Annotated in this window: 25 protein-coding genes; all 25 read left to right on the top strand. The window is 55.7% G+C overall.

What is annotated here, in order from left to right:
• Positions 1-302: 302 nt before the first annotated feature.
• From E3E32_RS05825 to E3E32_RS05705, 25 genes are read left to right on the top strand one after another with little or no spacing between them, the layout of a single operon-like run.
• On the top strand, positions 303-1073 hold the full coding sequence (locus tag E3E32_RS05825; RefSeq protein ID WP_167731015.1) for a putative RNA uridine N3 methyltransferase: 771 nt from the start codon (positions 303-305) through the stop codon (positions 1071-1073).
• A 1-nt stretch (position 1074) separates the two neighbouring features.
• The gene (locus E3E32_RS05820) at positions 1075-2118 is read left to right on the top strand and encodes a 50S ribosomal protein L3 (protein WP_012571023.1); all 1044 of its coding nucleotides are present in this window, start codon (positions 1075-1077) and stop codon (positions 2116-2118) included.
• Positions 2119-2128: 10 nt separating this feature from the next.
• Positions 2129-2896: a 50S ribosomal protein L4 gene (gene rpl4p / locus E3E32_RS05815; RefSeq protein WP_167730767.1), complete on the top strand. Its 768-nt coding sequence runs from the start codon at positions 2129-2131 to the stop codon at positions 2894-2896.
• Positions 2897-2902: 6 nt separating this feature from the next.
• Complete coding sequence (locus tag E3E32_RS05810) at positions 2903-3163, top strand: 50S ribosomal protein L23 (RefSeq protein ID WP_167730766.1); 261 nt, start codon at positions 2903-2905, stop codon at positions 3161-3163.
• A gap of 13 nt (positions 3164-3176) precedes the next feature.
• A complete protein-coding gene (locus E3E32_RS05805) occupies positions 3177-3896 on the top strand; it encodes a 50S ribosomal protein L2 (protein WP_012571026.1) in 720 nt (239 codons plus the stop codon).
• A gap of 2 nt (positions 3897-3898) precedes the next feature.
• A complete protein-coding gene (locus tag E3E32_RS05800) occupies positions 3899-4300 on the top strand; it encodes a 30S ribosomal protein S19 (RefSeq protein ID WP_012571027.1) in 402 nt (133 codons plus the stop codon).
• A gap of 10 nt (positions 4301-4310) precedes the next feature.
• Complete coding sequence (gene rplV / locus E3E32_RS05795; protein ID WP_012571028.1) at positions 4311-4781, top strand: 50S ribosomal protein L22; 471 nt, start codon at positions 4311-4313, stop codon at positions 4779-4781.
• A gap of 5 nt (positions 4782-4786) precedes the next feature.
• A complete protein-coding gene (locus tag E3E32_RS05790; protein WP_167730765.1) occupies positions 4787-5410 on the top strand; it encodes a 30S ribosomal protein S3 in 624 nt (207 codons plus the stop codon).
• On the top strand, positions 5407-5607 hold the full coding sequence (rpmC, locus tag E3E32_RS05785) for a 50S ribosomal protein L29 (protein WP_012571030.1): 201 nt from the start codon (positions 5407-5409) through the stop codon (positions 5605-5607). The genes E3E32_RS05790 and rpmC overlap by 4 nt, the downstream gene beginning before the upstream one ends.
• A gap of 36 nt (positions 5608-5643) precedes the next feature.
• Positions 5644-5910, top strand: a complete 267-nt coding sequence (yciH, locus tag E3E32_RS05780; RefSeq protein WP_206204400.1) for a stress response translation initiation inhibitor YciH — start codon at positions 5644-5646, stop codon at positions 5908-5910.
• Complete coding sequence (locus E3E32_RS05775) at positions 5796-6173, top strand: ribonuclease P protein component 1 (protein ID WP_167730764.1); 378 nt, start codon at positions 5796-5798, stop codon at positions 6171-6173. The genes yciH and E3E32_RS05775 overlap by 115 nt, the downstream gene beginning before the upstream one ends.
• On the top strand, positions 6170-6505 hold the full coding sequence (locus E3E32_RS05770; RefSeq protein WP_167730763.1) for a 30S ribosomal protein S17: 336 nt from the start codon (positions 6170-6172) through the stop codon (positions 6503-6505). The genes E3E32_RS05775 and E3E32_RS05770 overlap by 4 nt, the downstream gene beginning before the upstream one ends.
• 5 nt (positions 6506-6510) lie before the next feature.
• Complete coding sequence (locus tag E3E32_RS05765) at positions 6511-6936, top strand: 50S ribosomal protein L14 (RefSeq protein WP_012571034.1); 426 nt, start codon at positions 6511-6513, stop codon at positions 6934-6936.
• A gap of 10 nt (positions 6937-6946) precedes the next feature.
• Positions 6947-7312 (top strand): 50S ribosomal protein L24, encoded by a 366-nt coding sequence (gene rplX, locus E3E32_RS05760; RefSeq protein ID WP_167730762.1) that lies wholly within the window; start codon positions 6947-6949, stop codon positions 7310-7312.
• Positions 7312-8043 carry a 30S ribosomal protein S4e gene (locus E3E32_RS05755; protein WP_167730761.1) on the top strand — a complete coding sequence of 244 codons (732 nt, stop codon included), beginning with the start codon at positions 7312-7314 and terminating at the stop codon, positions 8041-8043. The genes rplX and E3E32_RS05755 overlap by 1 nt, the downstream gene beginning before the upstream one ends.
• Before the next feature lie 11 nt (positions 8044-8054).
• Positions 8055-8606, top strand: a complete 552-nt coding sequence (locus E3E32_RS05750; protein ID WP_167730760.1) for a 50S ribosomal protein L5 — start codon at positions 8055-8057, stop codon at positions 8604-8606.
• A gap of 1 nt (position 8607) precedes the next feature.
• Positions 8608-8778, top strand: coding sequence for a 30S ribosomal protein S14 (locus E3E32_RS05745; RefSeq protein WP_012571038.1), 171 nt, complete (start codon positions 8608-8610; stop codon positions 8776-8778).
• A gap of 11 nt (positions 8779-8789) precedes the next feature.
• Positions 8790-9182, top strand: coding sequence for a 30S ribosomal protein S8 (locus E3E32_RS05740; RefSeq protein ID WP_012571039.1), 393 nt, complete (start codon positions 8790-8792; stop codon positions 9180-9182).
• 10 nt (positions 9183-9192) lie between these two features.
• A complete protein-coding gene (locus tag E3E32_RS05735; protein WP_167730759.1) occupies positions 9193-9747 on the top strand; it encodes a 50S ribosomal protein L6 in 555 nt (184 codons plus the stop codon).
• A 10-nt stretch (positions 9748-9757) separates the two neighbouring features.
• Complete coding sequence (locus E3E32_RS05730) at positions 9758-10138, top strand: 50S ribosomal protein L32e (protein ID WP_167730758.1); 381 nt, start codon at positions 9758-9760, stop codon at positions 10136-10138.
• A gap of 10 nt (positions 10139-10148) precedes the next feature.
• Complete coding sequence (locus E3E32_RS05725) at positions 10149-10595, top strand: 50S ribosomal protein L19e (RefSeq protein ID WP_167730757.1); 447 nt, start codon at positions 10149-10151, stop codon at positions 10593-10595.
• A gap of 10 nt (positions 10596-10605) precedes the next feature.
• Positions 10606-11211, top strand: coding sequence for a 50S ribosomal protein L18 (locus E3E32_RS05720; protein ID WP_167730756.1), 606 nt, complete (start codon positions 10606-10608; stop codon positions 11209-11211).
• Positions 11208-11915, top strand: a complete 708-nt coding sequence (gene rpsE, locus E3E32_RS05715; RefSeq protein ID WP_167730755.1) for a 30S ribosomal protein S5 — start codon at positions 11208-11210, stop codon at positions 11913-11915. The genes E3E32_RS05720 and rpsE overlap by 4 nt, the downstream gene beginning before the upstream one ends.
• An 11-nt stretch (positions 11916-11926) precedes the next feature.
• On the top strand, positions 11927-12394 hold the full coding sequence (locus tag E3E32_RS05710) for a 50S ribosomal protein L30 (RefSeq protein WP_167730754.1): 468 nt from the start codon (positions 11927-11929) through the stop codon (positions 12392-12394).
• Positions 12395-12405: 11 nt separating this feature from the next.
• Complete coding sequence (locus E3E32_RS05705; protein WP_167730753.1) at positions 12406-12852, top strand: uL15 family ribosomal protein; 447 nt, start codon at positions 12406-12408, stop codon at positions 12850-12852.
• Positions 12853-12860: the final 8 nt, after the last annotated feature.

The following is a 12860-nucleotide window of genomic DNA, read 5'->3' as shown; positions in this document are numbered from 1 at the left end:
CGTGGGTTTGCATCTTTTCGACGCCCGAAGGGCGTCCTCTTGAGATAAACCCCTTTTTATGAGGGAGTTCCTGGGGCTTCTCTATAAAAGTATTGCTCTTGGAATAGTAAACCCCAGAAAAAGATTGGCTATACTTTAATGAGCTACGAACTTTGATGAAACTTTGTCCTGCAAAGTTTCTTTGCAAAAATTTTGTACACCCCCAAACCCAAAAAAGGGTGGAAGGGTTCGAAAGCCTTTTAAATAGTCTCCATAGACCCCACTTCAGCGTTGAAGTTACCATAGCGAAGGATGACGGAAAAATGGCCTGGCACATCTTCATTCCGGATTCGCTACTAGAAGAGACCGATGACCCGAAAATCAGGACGTACAAGGTTGGGCAGATAGCAAGGGCAGCAGCAATATTCGGTATCGAGCACATCTGGATTTACAGGGCCGACGGGAAGGACGGAAGGTTCATCAAGCTCATCCTCGAGTATGCGGAAACGCCCCAGTACCTCAGGAAGAGGCTCTTCCCCCTCATGCCTGAACTCAAGTACGTTGGCGTGATTCCCCCGCTCAGAACGCCCCACCACAAGCTCAAAGGCAAGCCCAAGGTTGGAGAAATCCGTGAGGGCTTCGCCTTCAGGAAGGGGCGGAGGGTCTACGCCGACATCGGCCTCGACGAGCTCGCTTTGGTAGGGGGGGACGTTGAGGGGCGTGCAACGTTCAGAATTGTCTCAACGAGGCCGCTCAGGGTCATACCAGCGAAGCCAGAAGAGTACTGGGGATACAGGGTGCACCTCACGAAAAAGTCCTTAGCAAAAACACTTAAAAAGGCCGGGCTTGACTTGGCAATCGCCACCTCCAGGAAGGGGCAAGACATTCGAGAGGTGAAGCTTCCCCCGCTCGAGGGGGAGGTCGGATTCATCTTCGGCTCACCGAGGAAGGGTGTGATGGAGCTCCTCGGCGAGGAGGATTATTCCTTTGATCTAATCCTCAACACCATTCCAAATCAGCGGACAGCTACCGTCCGCACCGAGGAGGCCGTGCTGGCCACCCTCGCGGTGTTTAATCTCATAAGGAGGGATTGAGATGGGAAAAATACACAGGCCAAGGAGAGGTTCACTGGCTTACTCCCCGAGAAAGAGGGCTAAGAGCATAGTTCCGAGAATCAGGAAGTGGCCGAAGGACAGTGAGGTCAGGATGCTCGGTTTCGCCGGCTACAAGGCTGGCATGACCCACATCCTCATGATAGACGACAGGCCAGGGCTCACCAAGGGCAAGGAAATATTCATGCCGGTCACGGTAGTCGAGGTCCCGCCGCTCTTCGTCTACGGCATCAGGGCCTACAGGCAGGGCTACCTCGGACTTGAGACAGCCACCGAGGTCTGGTTCCACGAGCTTAACGACTACGTCAAGAGGAGGATAAAGACCCTGCCAAAGGACTACAACGAGGAGGCCTTCCAGGCCAAGCTTGGCCAGCTCGAGGACCTCGTCAACGACGGCGAGATAGTTGACGTTAGGCTTCTCGTCCACACCCAGCCGTGGCTCATCAAGCTCAAGAAGAAGCCAGAGGTCATGGAGTACGCCATCGGCGGCGATGACGTCAAGGCCAAGTTTGACTACGCCAAGGAGAAGATAGGCAAGGAGCTCCGCGCGAGCGAGGTTCTCCACGAGGGAGAGCTCCTCGACGTCATAGCCGTCACCAAGGGCAAGGGAACCCAGGGTCCGGTCAAGAGGTGGGGAATAAAGATCCAGTTCCACAAGGCCCAGAGGGCTGGAAAGGGCAGGCACGTCGGTAACCTTGGTCCATGGCACCCGACTAGAGTCATGTGGACCGTCCCGCAGGCTGGTCAGATGGGCTTCCACCACAGAACCGAGTTCAACAAGAGGCTCATCGCCATAGGCGAGAACGGCAAGCTCAAGCTCGACGAGAAGAACGAGATAGAGATTACCCCGAAGGGAGGCTTCCCGCACTACGGCATCATAAGGAGCGACTTCCTCATGATACAGGGTACTATACCGGGTTCCTTCAAGAGGATAATCAGGGTCAGGCCGGCTATAAGGCCGCCGAAGAAGAAGCCGCCCGTTGAGAGGCCGCAGATAACCTACATCAGTAGGGAATCCAAGCAGTGAGGTGAGATAGATGAAGGTTAAGGTTTTCAATCTCGAAGGCGAGCCAGTCGAGGAGATAGAGCTTCCAAATGTCTTCGCCACTCCCTTCAGGCCCGACCTCATCAGGAGGGCTGTCATTGCCTCATGGACCCACAGGATTCAGCCCCAGGGTAGGGACCCGCTCTCTGGAAAGAGAAGGGTCACCGAGAACATTGGAAAGGGCCACGGAATGGCGAGGGTTGAGAGGATAAAGACCTCCCCGAGGTTTGCCGCCTTCGTCCCATTCGCGAGGGGTGGAAGGAGGACCCACCCGCCGAAGGTCGAGAAGATAATCTGGGAGGACATCAACAAGAAGGAGCGCAGACTCGCCATCATGAGCGCCATAGCTGCCACCGCTAACTACGACCTCGTTAGGGCTAGAGGACACATCGTTGACAACGTCCCGCAGGTTCCGCTCGTTGTCGTCGATGATCTCGAGAAGGTCTTCAAGACCGCCCAGACTAGGGAGATCTTCAAGAAGCTCGGCGTCTGGGACGACATAGAGAGGGCCAAGAAGAACACCAAGATAAGGGCCGGTAAGGGTAAGATGCGCGGAAGACGCTACAAGAAGGCCAAGGGCCCGCTCATCGTTGTCGCCAAGAACGAGGGAATCGTCCAGGGAGCCAGGAACCACCCGGGTGTTGACGTCGTCACCGTCGAGAACCTCGGCGTTGAGCTGCTCGCTCCGGGTACCCACCCGGGAAGGCTCACCATCTGGACCAAGGGCGCTATAGAGAGGCTTAGGGAGATTTACGGGTGATGAGAGATGGACCCATACAAGGTTATTATCAGGCCGGTCGTCACCGAGAAGGCTGTTGCCATGGTTGAGAACGAGAACAAGCTCACCTTCATAGTTGACAGGCGCGCCACCAAGCAGGACATCAAGAGGGCCGTGGAAGCGATGTTCGACGTCAAGGTCGAGAAGGTCAACACCCTCATCACCATGAGGGGAGAGAAGAAGGCCTATGTGAAGCTCAAGCCTGAGTACAGTGCAAGTGAGATTGCTGCCAGGATAGGATTGTTCTGACGGGGTGAGTGAGATGGGAAAGAGTTTGATTCAGCAGAGGAGAGGTAAGGGAACCACGACCTTTAGGGCCCCCTCCCACAGGTACAGGGGTGCCGTCAGGTACGTTCCGCTCAACCTGACAAAGGAGAAGACCCTCGTCGGTAAGGTCGTTGAGATACTCCACGACCCTGGAAGGACCGCTCCAGTGGCTCGCGTCAAGTTCGAGAACGGCATGGAGAAGCTCATTATCGCTCCCGAGGGAATCCTCGTCGGCGAGGAGATTGCCATAGGACCGAACGCTCCAATCAAGATAGGCAACACCCTCCCGCTTGCCATGATACCGGAGGGAAGCTATGTCTATGACATAGAGGGAACCCCTGGAGACGGCGGTAAGTACGTTCGCGCTGGCGGTGTCTATGCCCTCGTCGTCAGCAGGGAGAAGGACAAGGTCATCGTCCAGCTCCCGAGCGGCGAGCTCAAGCAGTTCAACCCAATGTGCAGGGCCACCATTGGTGTCGTTGCAGGTGGTGGTAGGCTCGAGAAGCCTATCGTCAAGGCAGGAAAGGCATACTACATCGCCAAGGCGAGGAACAGGTTCTGGCCGAAGCCGAGGGGTGTCAAGATGAACGCCGTCAACCACCCACACGGTGGTAAGGAGCACCACATCGGAAGGCCAAGCACCGTTTCGAGGCGCGCTCCGCCTGGAAGGAAGGTCGGTCACATAGCCGCGAGAAGAACTGGTAGGAGGAAGTGAAGATGGCGAGAAAGAAGGAGTTTAGGTATAGGGGTTACACCTTTGAGGAACTGCTCAACATGTCACTTGAGGACTTTGCTAAGCTCCTCCCTGCGAGGCAGAGGAGGAGCCTTAAGAGGGGTCTCAGCCCCGAGCAGAAGAAGCTCCTCAGGAAGATCAGGCTTGCTAAGAAGGGCAAGTACAACAAGCCCATCAGGACCCACAGCAGGGACATGGTCATCCTTCCAGAGATGGTCGGCATGACCATTCACGTCTACAACGGAAAGGAGTTCGTTCCAGTCGAGATTAAGGAGGAGATGATAGGCCACTACCTCGGTGAGTTTGCCCTCACGAGGAAGATCGTCCAGCACGGCTCCCCTGGTGTCGGTGCAACCAGGTCATCGATGTTCGTGGCCATCAAGTGAGGTGGTTTAGATGAGCAGGGGCAGGTTTTCCTACTCATTCCAAAATTTTGACCCCGAGAGGATGGCTCGTGCGAGCGGAAGGGACCTCAGGATTTCCCCGAAGCACAGCGTTGAACTCCTGAGGGAGATAAAGGGCATGATGCTCAACGATGCACTCAAGTACCTTGACGACGTTATTGCCCTCAAGAGGCCGGTTCCAATGAGGCGCTTCAACGACAGCCAGGGTCACAAGCCGGGCAAGGGCTTCGGTCCAGGTCGCTACCCGGTCAAGGTCGCCAAGGCCGTTAAGAAAGTCCTCCTCAACGCCAAGAACAACGCAGAGCAGAAGGGCCTCGACCCGGACAGGCTCAAGATAATCCACGCTGCTGCCCACAGGGGACCAGTGCTCCGCGGATACATCCCGAGGGCCTTCGGAAGGGCCACACCGTTCAACGAGCAGACCACCCATATCGAGATAGTCGTTGAGGAGATTAGGAGGTGAGACGTTTGGCGATCGAGAGATACTTCATCAAGGAAGGCGTTAGGGAGATGCTCATCGACGAGTACCTTGAGAAGGAGCTTAGGCGCGCCGGTTATGGTGGTATAGACATCAAGAAGACCCCGCTCGGAACTAAGGTCATCATCTTCGCCGCCAACCCCGGTTACGTCATCGGAAGGGGAGGCAGGCGCATTAGGGAGCTCACCAGGATCCTTGAGAGGCAGTTCGGCCTCGAGAACCCGCAGATCGAGGTCGAGGAGATCAAGAACCCCTACCTCAACGCCAAGGTTCAGGCAGTCAGGCTCGCCCAGGCCCTTGAGAGGGGCGTCCACTTCAGGAGGGCTGCCTACGCTGCTATAAGGGCCATTATGAGAAACGGCGCTAGGGGCGTCGAGATAAGGATCAGCGGCAAACTCACCGGAGAGAGGGCCAAGAGTGTCAGGTTCTACCAGGGCTACCTTGCCAAGGTCGGAAACCCTGCCGAGACCCTCGTCAGCAAGGGCTATGCCCAGGCCCTGCTCAAGCTCGGCGTCATAGGTGTCAAGGTCTCCATCATGCCGCCCGACGCCAAGCTTCCGGACGAGATTGAGGTCCTTGAGAAGGTTCAGGAGGAAGAGGTGAGTGAAGAATGAAGCCGAGCGAGATTAGAGAGATGAGCATTGAGGAGATCGACAAGAAGATCAGGGAGCTCCGCCTCGAGCTTGCCAAGGAGAGGGCTGTGCTCACCATGGGGGCCTCTCTTGAGAACCCCATGGTCATCCGCAACATCAGGCGCGATATTGCGCGCCTGCTTACCATAAAGAAAGAGAAGCTTAGGGAGAAAAGGTGATGGTTAGTGCCTAGGATTGTTAACCCTCTGGATGAGATGCTCTTTAAGGAGGTCCTGAAGGAGCAGCAGAGGATTAGAGTTTACATAGAGAAGGCCCGCTACGGAAAGCTTAAAACCATAATCGAGGGCATAGACGAGAAGGAGTTTGACCTCGAGGATATAGCCAAAAAGCTGAAGGCGAAGCTGGCATGCGGCGGAACGGTAAAGAAGGGAAGGATAGAGCTCCAGGGAGATCACAGAGAAAGGGTCAAGAAGTTGCTAGCAGACCTTGGATTTTCAGAGGACTTGATAGAAATCGAGTGACGGCGAAAAACATCCTCTGGCACGAGCTCATAGGGCTAAAAGCAAAAATTATAAGGGCATCTCATCCAGAGCTGGTTGGCATTGAGGGCTACGTCCTTGATGAGACGAGGAACACCCTCACCATATGCGGTGAGAGGGTCTGGGTTATCCCGAAGGACGTGGTGGAGCTCGAGTTTGAGGTTGGCGATAAAAGAATCCGGATCAACGGAAGGGAACTGATTGGAAGACCCGAGATGAGATTGAAGAAGAGGTGGAGACGATGAGAGAGATTGGATTGAAGATTCAGCCTCCCGCTGAGAAGTGTGATGACCCGCACTGCCCCTGGCACGGGAACCTCAAGATACACGGCAGATACTTTGAAGGCATCGTCATCAGCGACAAGCCCAAGAGGACCGTTACCGTTGAGAGGCAGCACTACCACTACCTCAAGAAGTACGAGAGGTATGAGCTAAGGAGGAGCAGGATACACGCACACAACCCACCGTGCATCAACGCCAAGCCCGGCGACAAGGTCCTCATTGCTGAGACCAGGCCGCTTAGCAAGACCAAGAGCTTCGTAGTCGTTGGCATACTTCAGAGAACAGAGGAGAGGTGATAACCATGGCTAAGAAGGGTGCAGGTGCTACGAGAGGTATTAGTCCCGTCAGGCCGACCCGTGCTCTGCCAATCGGCGCCTACCTCAAGGTCGCCGACAACAGCGGCGCCAAGCTCATCCAGATAATCGGTGTTGTTGGTTACAAGGGAACCAGGAGGAGGCTTGCTAGTGCCGGCGTCGGCGACATGGTCGTCGCCACCGTCAAGAAGGGAAGGCCGGACATAAGGCACCAGGTCGTTAGGGCAGTTGTTGTCAGGCAGAGAAAGGAGTACAGAAGGCTCGATGGCATGCGCGTTAAGTTCGAGGACAACGCTGCTGCCATAGTCACCCCCGAGGGTGTTCCGAGGGGAACCGAGATCAGGGGTGCCATAGCTAGGGAGGCCGCCGAGAGGTGGGTTAGGCTCGGTAGCATAGCGAGCATTGTGTTGTGAGGTGAGAATGATGAAGTTGGATACCAAGCAGCCGAGGAAGCAGAGGAAGTTCCTTTACAACGCTCCCCTTCACCTTAGGAGCAAGATAATGAGCGCCACCCTGAGCAAAGAGCTCAGGCAGAAGTACGGCGTGAGGAGCCTTCCGATAAGGGAGGGCGACAAGGTCAAAATCATGCGCGGCGACTACAAGGGCAAGGAAGGAAAGGTCGTTGAGGTCAACCTCAAGAGGTACAGGATCTATGTCGAGGGCGTTACCCAAAAGAAGGTCGACGGTACCGAGGTCTTCTACCCGGTTCATCCGTCGAACGTTATGATAGTCGAGCTCAACCTCGAGGACGAGGAGAGGGAGAAGATAATTGAGAGGAGGGCTGGTTGATGGCGAGGAAAGGCGCTAAGAGGCACCTTAAGAGGCTTGCCGCTCCAAATCAGTGGTATATTGAGAGGAAGGCCTATAAGTGGGCTGTCAGGCCAAGACCCGGTCCGCACAGCATGAAGACCTCCATTCCGCTGCTTTATATTGTCAGGGACTACCTTGGCTATGCCAAGACCGCTCGCGAGGCCAGGAAGATACTCAACGAGGGCAAGATACTCGTTGACGGCCGTGTTAGGAAGGACTACAAGTTCCCGGTCGGTATAATGGACGTCGTTTCCATCCCCGAGACTGGTGAGCACTACAGGGTTCTCCCGAACAGGATTGGCAAGCTCATACTCCACCCGATAACTGAGAAGGAGGCTAACATAAAGCCTCTTAGGATCAGCAACAAGAGAATGGTCAAGGGAGCCAAGGTTCAGCTCAACCTTCACGACGGAAGCAACCACCTCGTTGCCCTCAGCGAGAAGGACAGATTCATGACCGCCTACACTGTTCTCATGAAGGTTCCGGAGAGGGAAATAATCGAGGTCATCCCCTTCGAGGTCGGTGCCTACGTCTTCGTTACTCAGGGTAAGAACGTCGCAAGGAAAGGTAAGGTCGTCGAGGTCAGGCAGTTCCCAATGGGATGGCCGGATGTCGTCACCATCGAGGACGAGAACGGCGAGCTCTTTGACACCCTGAAGGAGTACGCCTTCGTGGTTGGAAAGGACAAGCCGGAGATTTCCCTTCCGTGAGGTGAGATGAGATGCAGATCAACAGAGAGGCCATACTTGCTGACTGGGAAGCTCACCCCATGAGGAAGCCCAGGATTGCGAAGGTCACCATAAACATTGGAGTTGGCGAGAGCGGTGAGAGGCTTACCAAGGCCGAGACCATGCTCGAGCAGCTCGTCGGCCAGAAGCCGATAAGGAGGCACGCGAAGCAGACCAACAAGGACTTCGGAATCAGACGCGGCGAGCCTATCGCTGTGAAGGTCACCCTCAGGGGCAAGAAGGCTGAGGAGATGCTCAGGAGGCTCCTCGCTGCGGTCGACAACAAGCTCAAGGCGAGCAACTTTGACGAGCATGGCAACTTCTGCTTCGGTATAGATGAGCACATTAACATCCCGGGCGTCGAGTACGACCCTGAGATAGGCATCTTTGGTATGGACGTCTGCGTTACTCTTGAGAGGCCTGGATTCAGGGTTGCCAAGAGGAAGAGGCAGAGGAAGAAGATACCGAACAGGCACAAGCTGGCCAAGGAAGAGGGTATCGTCTTCGCTATGGAAGAGTTTAACGTCCAGGTGGAGGGATTGTGAGATGGCGAAGGCTGACTACAACAAGAGGAAGCCGAGGAAGTTTGGAAAGGGCGCCAGGAGATGCGTCCGCTGCGGACAGTACGGCCCAATCATCAGGATCCACGGCTTGATGCTCTGCAGGCACTGCTTTAGAGAGATAGCCCCCAAGCTGGGCTTTAAGAAGTACGAGTGAGGTGAGAGGAGATGACTTTGCTTGACCCGCTGGCTAACGCTCTCTCCCACATAACCAACAGCGAGAGGGTCGGAAAGAAGGAGGTTTACATAAAGCCAGCCTCCAAGCTCATTGGAGAGGTCCTCAGGGTTATGCAGGAGAACGGCTACATAGGTGAGTTCGAGTTCATCGACGACGGAAGGGCCGGCATCTACAGGGTGCAGCTCATAGGCAAGATAAACAAGGCCGGTGCGATAAAGCCAAGGTTCCCGGTCAAGGCGAGGGAGTACGAGGCCTGGGAGAAGAGGTTCCTTCCGGCTTTCGAGTTCGGTATCCTCATCGTCTCGACCTCCCAGGGCGTCATGACCCACAAAGAGGCCATAGAGAAGGGAATCGGCGGAAGGCTGATAGCCTACGTCTACTGAGGTGAGAGAGATGCCGATAGACGCGTGGGTAAGGGAAGAGGTTGAGATTCCAGAGGGAGTCGAGGTCACCATCGAGAGGAACGTCGTCAAGGTCAAGGGTCCGAAGGGCGAGCTCGAGAGGGAGCTCAAGTACCCGGGCGTTCAGATATTCACCGAAGACAGCAAGGTTGTCGTCTTCAAGGAGTTCCCGAGAAAGAAGGACATTGCCATAGCGAGGACCTTTAAGGCCCACATAGCCAACATGATCAAGGGCGTCACCGAGGGCTTCACTTACAAGCTCAAAGTCGTCTACAGCCACTTCCCCATGACCGTTAAGATTCAGGGCGACGAGGTCGTCATCGAGAACTTCCTCGGCGAGAAGAATCCGAGGAGGGCCAAGATACTGCCCGGTGTTACCGTCAAGGTCATGGGTTCAGAGGTCATCGTCGAGGGCATTGATAAGGAGGCAGTTGGTCAGACCGCCGCAAACATCGAGCAGGCTACCAGGATAACCAAGTGGGATAGGAGAGTCTTCCAGGACGGTATCTACATAGTTGAGAAGGCGGGTAAGCCGATAAAGTTCTGAGGTGTGAGAAATGAACGAGAAAGCGAGACTCCTTAGGATTAGGGCCAAGCTCAAGAGGAAGAAGCCCAGGTTCCTCAGGCAGGAGTGGTGGCGCTATCCGAAGTTCAAGAACGACCCCAAGTGGCGCAGGCCTAAGGGTATTGACAGCAAAATGAGGCTCAAGAGGAAGGGTAGGGCCCGCTCACCGAGCATAGGCTGGAGCTCACCGAGGCTCGTCCGCGGGCTCCACCCGAGCGGCTACGAGGAAGTCCTCGTCCACAACGTGAAGGAGCTTGAAGCAATTGACCCGACCAGGCAGGCTGCCAGGATAGCGAGGACCGTCGGCGCGAGGAAGAGAGAGATGATACTTGCTAGGGCCAAGGAGCTTGGTGTGAAGGTACTCAACCCGTGAGGTGAGACTGATGCTCAAGATGCAGAGAAGGATTGCCGCTGACATTTTGAAGTGCGGTGAGAACAGGGTCTGGATCGACCCTGAGAGGATTGATGACGTTGCCGCTGCCATCACTAGGGAGGACATCAAGAGGCTCATCAACGATGGCATCATAAAGAAGAAGCCCATCAAGGGCCAGAGCAGGGCTAGGGCGAGGGCCTACCAGGAGGCCAGGAAGAAGGGCCGCCACAGGGGCCCGGGAAGCAGGAAGGGTAAGAAGACCGCTAGAATGGGCAAGAAGAAGCGCTGGATGATGACCATCCGCGCCCTCAGGAAGGAACTCAGGAAGCTTAAGGCCGAGGGCAAGATAGACGAACACACCTACAGGAGGCTGTACATCAGGGCCAAGGGCGGCCAGTTCAAGAACAAGAGGCAGCTCTACCTGTTCATGCAGGAGCACGGCATACTGAAGGAGTGAGGTGAGAGAGATGGCGCACGGACCGAGGTATAGGGTTCCGTTCAGGAGGAGGAGAGAGGGTAAGACTAACTATCACAAGAGGCTCGCCCTCCTCAAGTCGGGCAAGCCAAGGCTCGTCGTTAGGAAGAGCCTCAACCACCACATAGCTCAGATCGTCGTTTACGACCCTAAGGGTGACAAGACTATCGTCTCTGCTCACACGAGGGAGCTCATGAGGGACTTTGGTTGGAAGGGCCATGGAGGAAACACCCCGAGTGCCTACCTTCTCGGCCTGCTCATAGGCTACAAGGCCAAGAAGGCCGGCATCGAGGAGGCAATCCTTGACATAGGCCTGCACCCGCCGACCAGGGGTTCGAGCGTCTTTGCCGTCCTCAAGGGTGCTGTTGACGCTGGCCTCAACGTCCCACACAGCGAGGAGATCTATCCAGAGGACTACAGGATAACTGGCGAGCACATCGCCAACTACGCCAAGGCTCTCAAGGAAGAGGATGAGGGGAAGTACAGGAAGCAGTTCAGCGGCTACCTTGTCAAGGGCCTCGAGCCCGAGAAGCTTCCCGAGCACTTTGAGGAGGTCAAGGCGAGAATAATCGAAAAGTTTGAGGAGGCGAGAGAATGAGCGACCCGAGGGAGATCGCCCAGAGGGTTTTGGAGGAGTGGCAGCCGAGGACCAAGCTCGGCATGCTCGTCAAGGAGGGTCAGATAACTGACATTCACGAGATCTTTAGGAAGGGCTACCAGATCAAGGAGCCCGAGATCGTTGACGTCCTCCTTCCAGAGGTCAACCTCAGGGAGAACCAGGAAGTGCTCGACATAGCCCTCACCGTCAGGATGACCGACAGCGGCAGGAGGATCCGCTTCAGGGTTCTTGCTGCGGTGGGCAACAGGGACGGCTACGTTGGCCTTGGAATTGGACACGGCAAGGAGGTTGGAATAGCCATCAGAAAGGCCATCAACTACGCCAAGATGAACATCATCGAAATCAAGCGCGGTTGCGGTTCCTGGGAGTGCAGGTGTAGGAGGCCGCACTCAATCCCGTTCGCCGTCGAAGGCAAGGAAGGAAGCGTCCGCGTCAAGCTCATGCCCGGACCGCGTGGCCTTGGACTGGTCATTGGTGATGTTGGAAAGAAGATACTCAGCCTCGCTGGTGTCCAGGACGTCTGGTCTCAGACCCTTGGTGAGACTAGGACTACCGTTAACTTCGCCAAGGCAGTCTTCAACGCGCTCTACAACACCAACAGGGTTGCCATCAAACCCGACATGATTGAGAAGTACGGTATCGTCGTCGGAAGGGAGATGGCTACGAGCTTCGAGCTGGAGTGAGGTGAGAAAGGATGGCAAAGCTCGCACTCATCAGGCTTAGGAGCGGAATCAGGGCGAGGGGAGATGTTAGGGACACCCTAGCCATGCTCCGCCTCCACAGGATAAACCACCTCGTCCTCATCGACGACACCCCGAGCTACAAGGGAATGGTTCAGAAGGTTAAGGACTACATCACCTGGGGCGAGATTGACGCTGAGACCCTCGCCAAGCTCATCAGGAAGAGGGGCAGGCTCATCGGCAACAAGCCGGTTACCGACGACTACGTCAAGGAGAAGCTTGGAATGACCATTGAGGAGTTTGCCCATAAGGTCGTCAGCGGAGAGATGAAGCTCACCGACCTGCCGAACATCAAGCCGGTCTTCAGGCTCCACCCGCCGAGGGGCGGCCTCAAGGGCAGCAAGAAGCGCTCCTTCAAGGAGGGCGGAGCACTCGGCTACCGCGGCGAGAAGATAAACGAGCTCATTGAGAGAATGCTCTGAGGTGGCGAGAGATGATAAGGAGGAAGAAGAAGGTTAGGAAGCTCCGCGGAAGTCACACTCATGGATGGGGCTGCAAGAAGAAGCACAGAGGTGGAGGAAGCAGGGGCGGTAGAGGAATGGCAGGCACCGGTAAGAGGAAGAACACCAAGTGGACTTGGACCATTAAGTACGCTCCGGATCACCTCGGCAAGAGGGGCTTCCACAGGCCTAAGGCCGTTCAGTACACTCCCAAGACCATAAACCTCAACGAGATCGACGAGAACCTCCCGCTCTTCCTCGACATAGGCGTTGCCTACGAGGAGGAGGGGAAGATCATCGTCGACACCACCCAGCTCGGCGTCGACAAGGTTCTTGGGACTGGAAAGCTCACCAGGCCTCTTGTCATCAAGGCCTACTACGTCACCCCCAAAGCCGAAGAGAAGATTAAGGCCGCTGGCGGCGAGGTTCTCCTCGCCTGATTTCCATT

It is taken from the genome of Thermococcus sp. GR6, from assembly GCF_012027415.1.
In the GTDB taxonomy this organism is placed as follows: Archaea; Methanobacteriota_B; Thermococci; order Thermococcales; family Thermococcaceae; genus Thermococcus; species Thermococcus onnurineus.
Note: the sequence above shows the minus strand (reverse complement) of the source record. Positions and strands in the feature narration are given on the sequence as shown.

Bases quoted from the DNA above. Each gene is read 5' to 3' on its own strand.
- E3E32_RS05825 (WP_167731015.1), top strand. From the start codon at position 303: ATGGCCTGGCACATCTTCATTCCGGATTCGCTACTAGAAGAGACCGAT.
- E3E32_RS05820 (WP_012571023.1), top strand. From the start codon at position 1,075: ATGGGAAAAATACACAGGCCAAGGAGAGGTTCACTGGCTTACTCCCCG.
- rpl4p (WP_167730767.1), top strand. From the start codon at position 2,129: ATGAAGGTTAAGGTTTTCAATCTCGAAGGCGAGCCAGTCGAGGAGATA.
- E3E32_RS05810 (WP_167730766.1), top strand. From the start codon at position 2,903: ATGGACCCATACAAGGTTATTATCAGGCCGGTCGTCACCGAGAAGGCT.
- E3E32_RS05805 (WP_012571026.1), top strand. From the start codon at position 3,177: ATGGGAAAGAGTTTGATTCAGCAGAGGAGAGGTAAGGGAACCACGACC.
- E3E32_RS05800 (WP_012571027.1), top strand. From the start codon at position 3,899: ATGGCGAGAAAGAAGGAGTTTAGGTATAGGGGTTACACCTTTGAGGAA.
- rplV (WP_012571028.1), top strand. From the start codon at position 4,311: ATGAGCAGGGGCAGGTTTTCCTACTCATTCCAAAATTTTGACCCCGAG.
- rpmC (WP_012571030.1), top strand. From the start codon at position 5,407: ATGAAGCCGAGCGAGATTAGAGAGATGAGCATTGAGGAGATCGACAAG.
- yciH (WP_206204400.1), top strand. From the start codon at position 5,644: ATGCTCTTTAAGGAGGTCCTGAAGGAGCAGCAGAGGATTAGAGTTTAC.
- E3E32_RS05775 (WP_167730764.1), top strand. From the start codon at position 5,796: ATGCGGCGGAACGGTAAAGAAGGGAAGGATAGAGCTCCAGGGAGATCA.
- E3E32_RS05770 (WP_167730763.1), top strand. From the start codon at position 6,170: ATGAGAGAGATTGGATTGAAGATTCAGCCTCCCGCTGAGAAGTGTGAT.
- E3E32_RS05765 (WP_012571034.1), top strand. From the start codon at position 6,511: ATGGCTAAGAAGGGTGCAGGTGCTACGAGAGGTATTAGTCCCGTCAGG.
- rplX (WP_167730762.1), top strand. From the start codon at position 6,947: ATGAAGTTGGATACCAAGCAGCCGAGGAAGCAGAGGAAGTTCCTTTAC.
- E3E32_RS05755 (WP_167730761.1), top strand. From the start codon at position 7,312: ATGGCGAGGAAAGGCGCTAAGAGGCACCTTAAGAGGCTTGCCGCTCCA.
- E3E32_RS05750 (WP_167730760.1), top strand. From the start codon at position 8,055: ATGCAGATCAACAGAGAGGCCATACTTGCTGACTGGGAAGCTCACCCC.
- E3E32_RS05745 (WP_012571038.1), top strand. From the start codon at position 8,608: ATGGCGAAGGCTGACTACAACAAGAGGAAGCCGAGGAAGTTTGGAAAG.
- E3E32_RS05740 (WP_012571039.1), top strand. From the start codon at position 8,790: ATGACTTTGCTTGACCCGCTGGCTAACGCTCTCTCCCACATAACCAAC.
- E3E32_RS05735 (WP_167730759.1), top strand. From the start codon at position 9,193: ATGCCGATAGACGCGTGGGTAAGGGAAGAGGTTGAGATTCCAGAGGGA.
- E3E32_RS05730 (WP_167730758.1), top strand. From the start codon at position 9,758: ATGAACGAGAAAGCGAGACTCCTTAGGATTAGGGCCAAGCTCAAGAGG.
- E3E32_RS05725 (WP_167730757.1), top strand. From the start codon at position 10,149: ATGCTCAAGATGCAGAGAAGGATTGCCGCTGACATTTTGAAGTGCGGT.
- E3E32_RS05720 (WP_167730756.1), top strand. From the start codon at position 10,606: ATGGCGCACGGACCGAGGTATAGGGTTCCGTTCAGGAGGAGGAGAGAG.
- rpsE (WP_167730755.1), top strand. From the start codon at position 11,208: ATGAGCGACCCGAGGGAGATCGCCCAGAGGGTTTTGGAGGAGTGGCAG.
- E3E32_RS05710 (WP_167730754.1), top strand. From the start codon at position 11,927: ATGGCAAAGCTCGCACTCATCAGGCTTAGGAGCGGAATCAGGGCGAGG.
- E3E32_RS05705 (WP_167730753.1), top strand. From the start codon at position 12,406: ATGATAAGGAGGAAGAAGAAGGTTAGGAAGCTCCGCGGAAGTCACACT.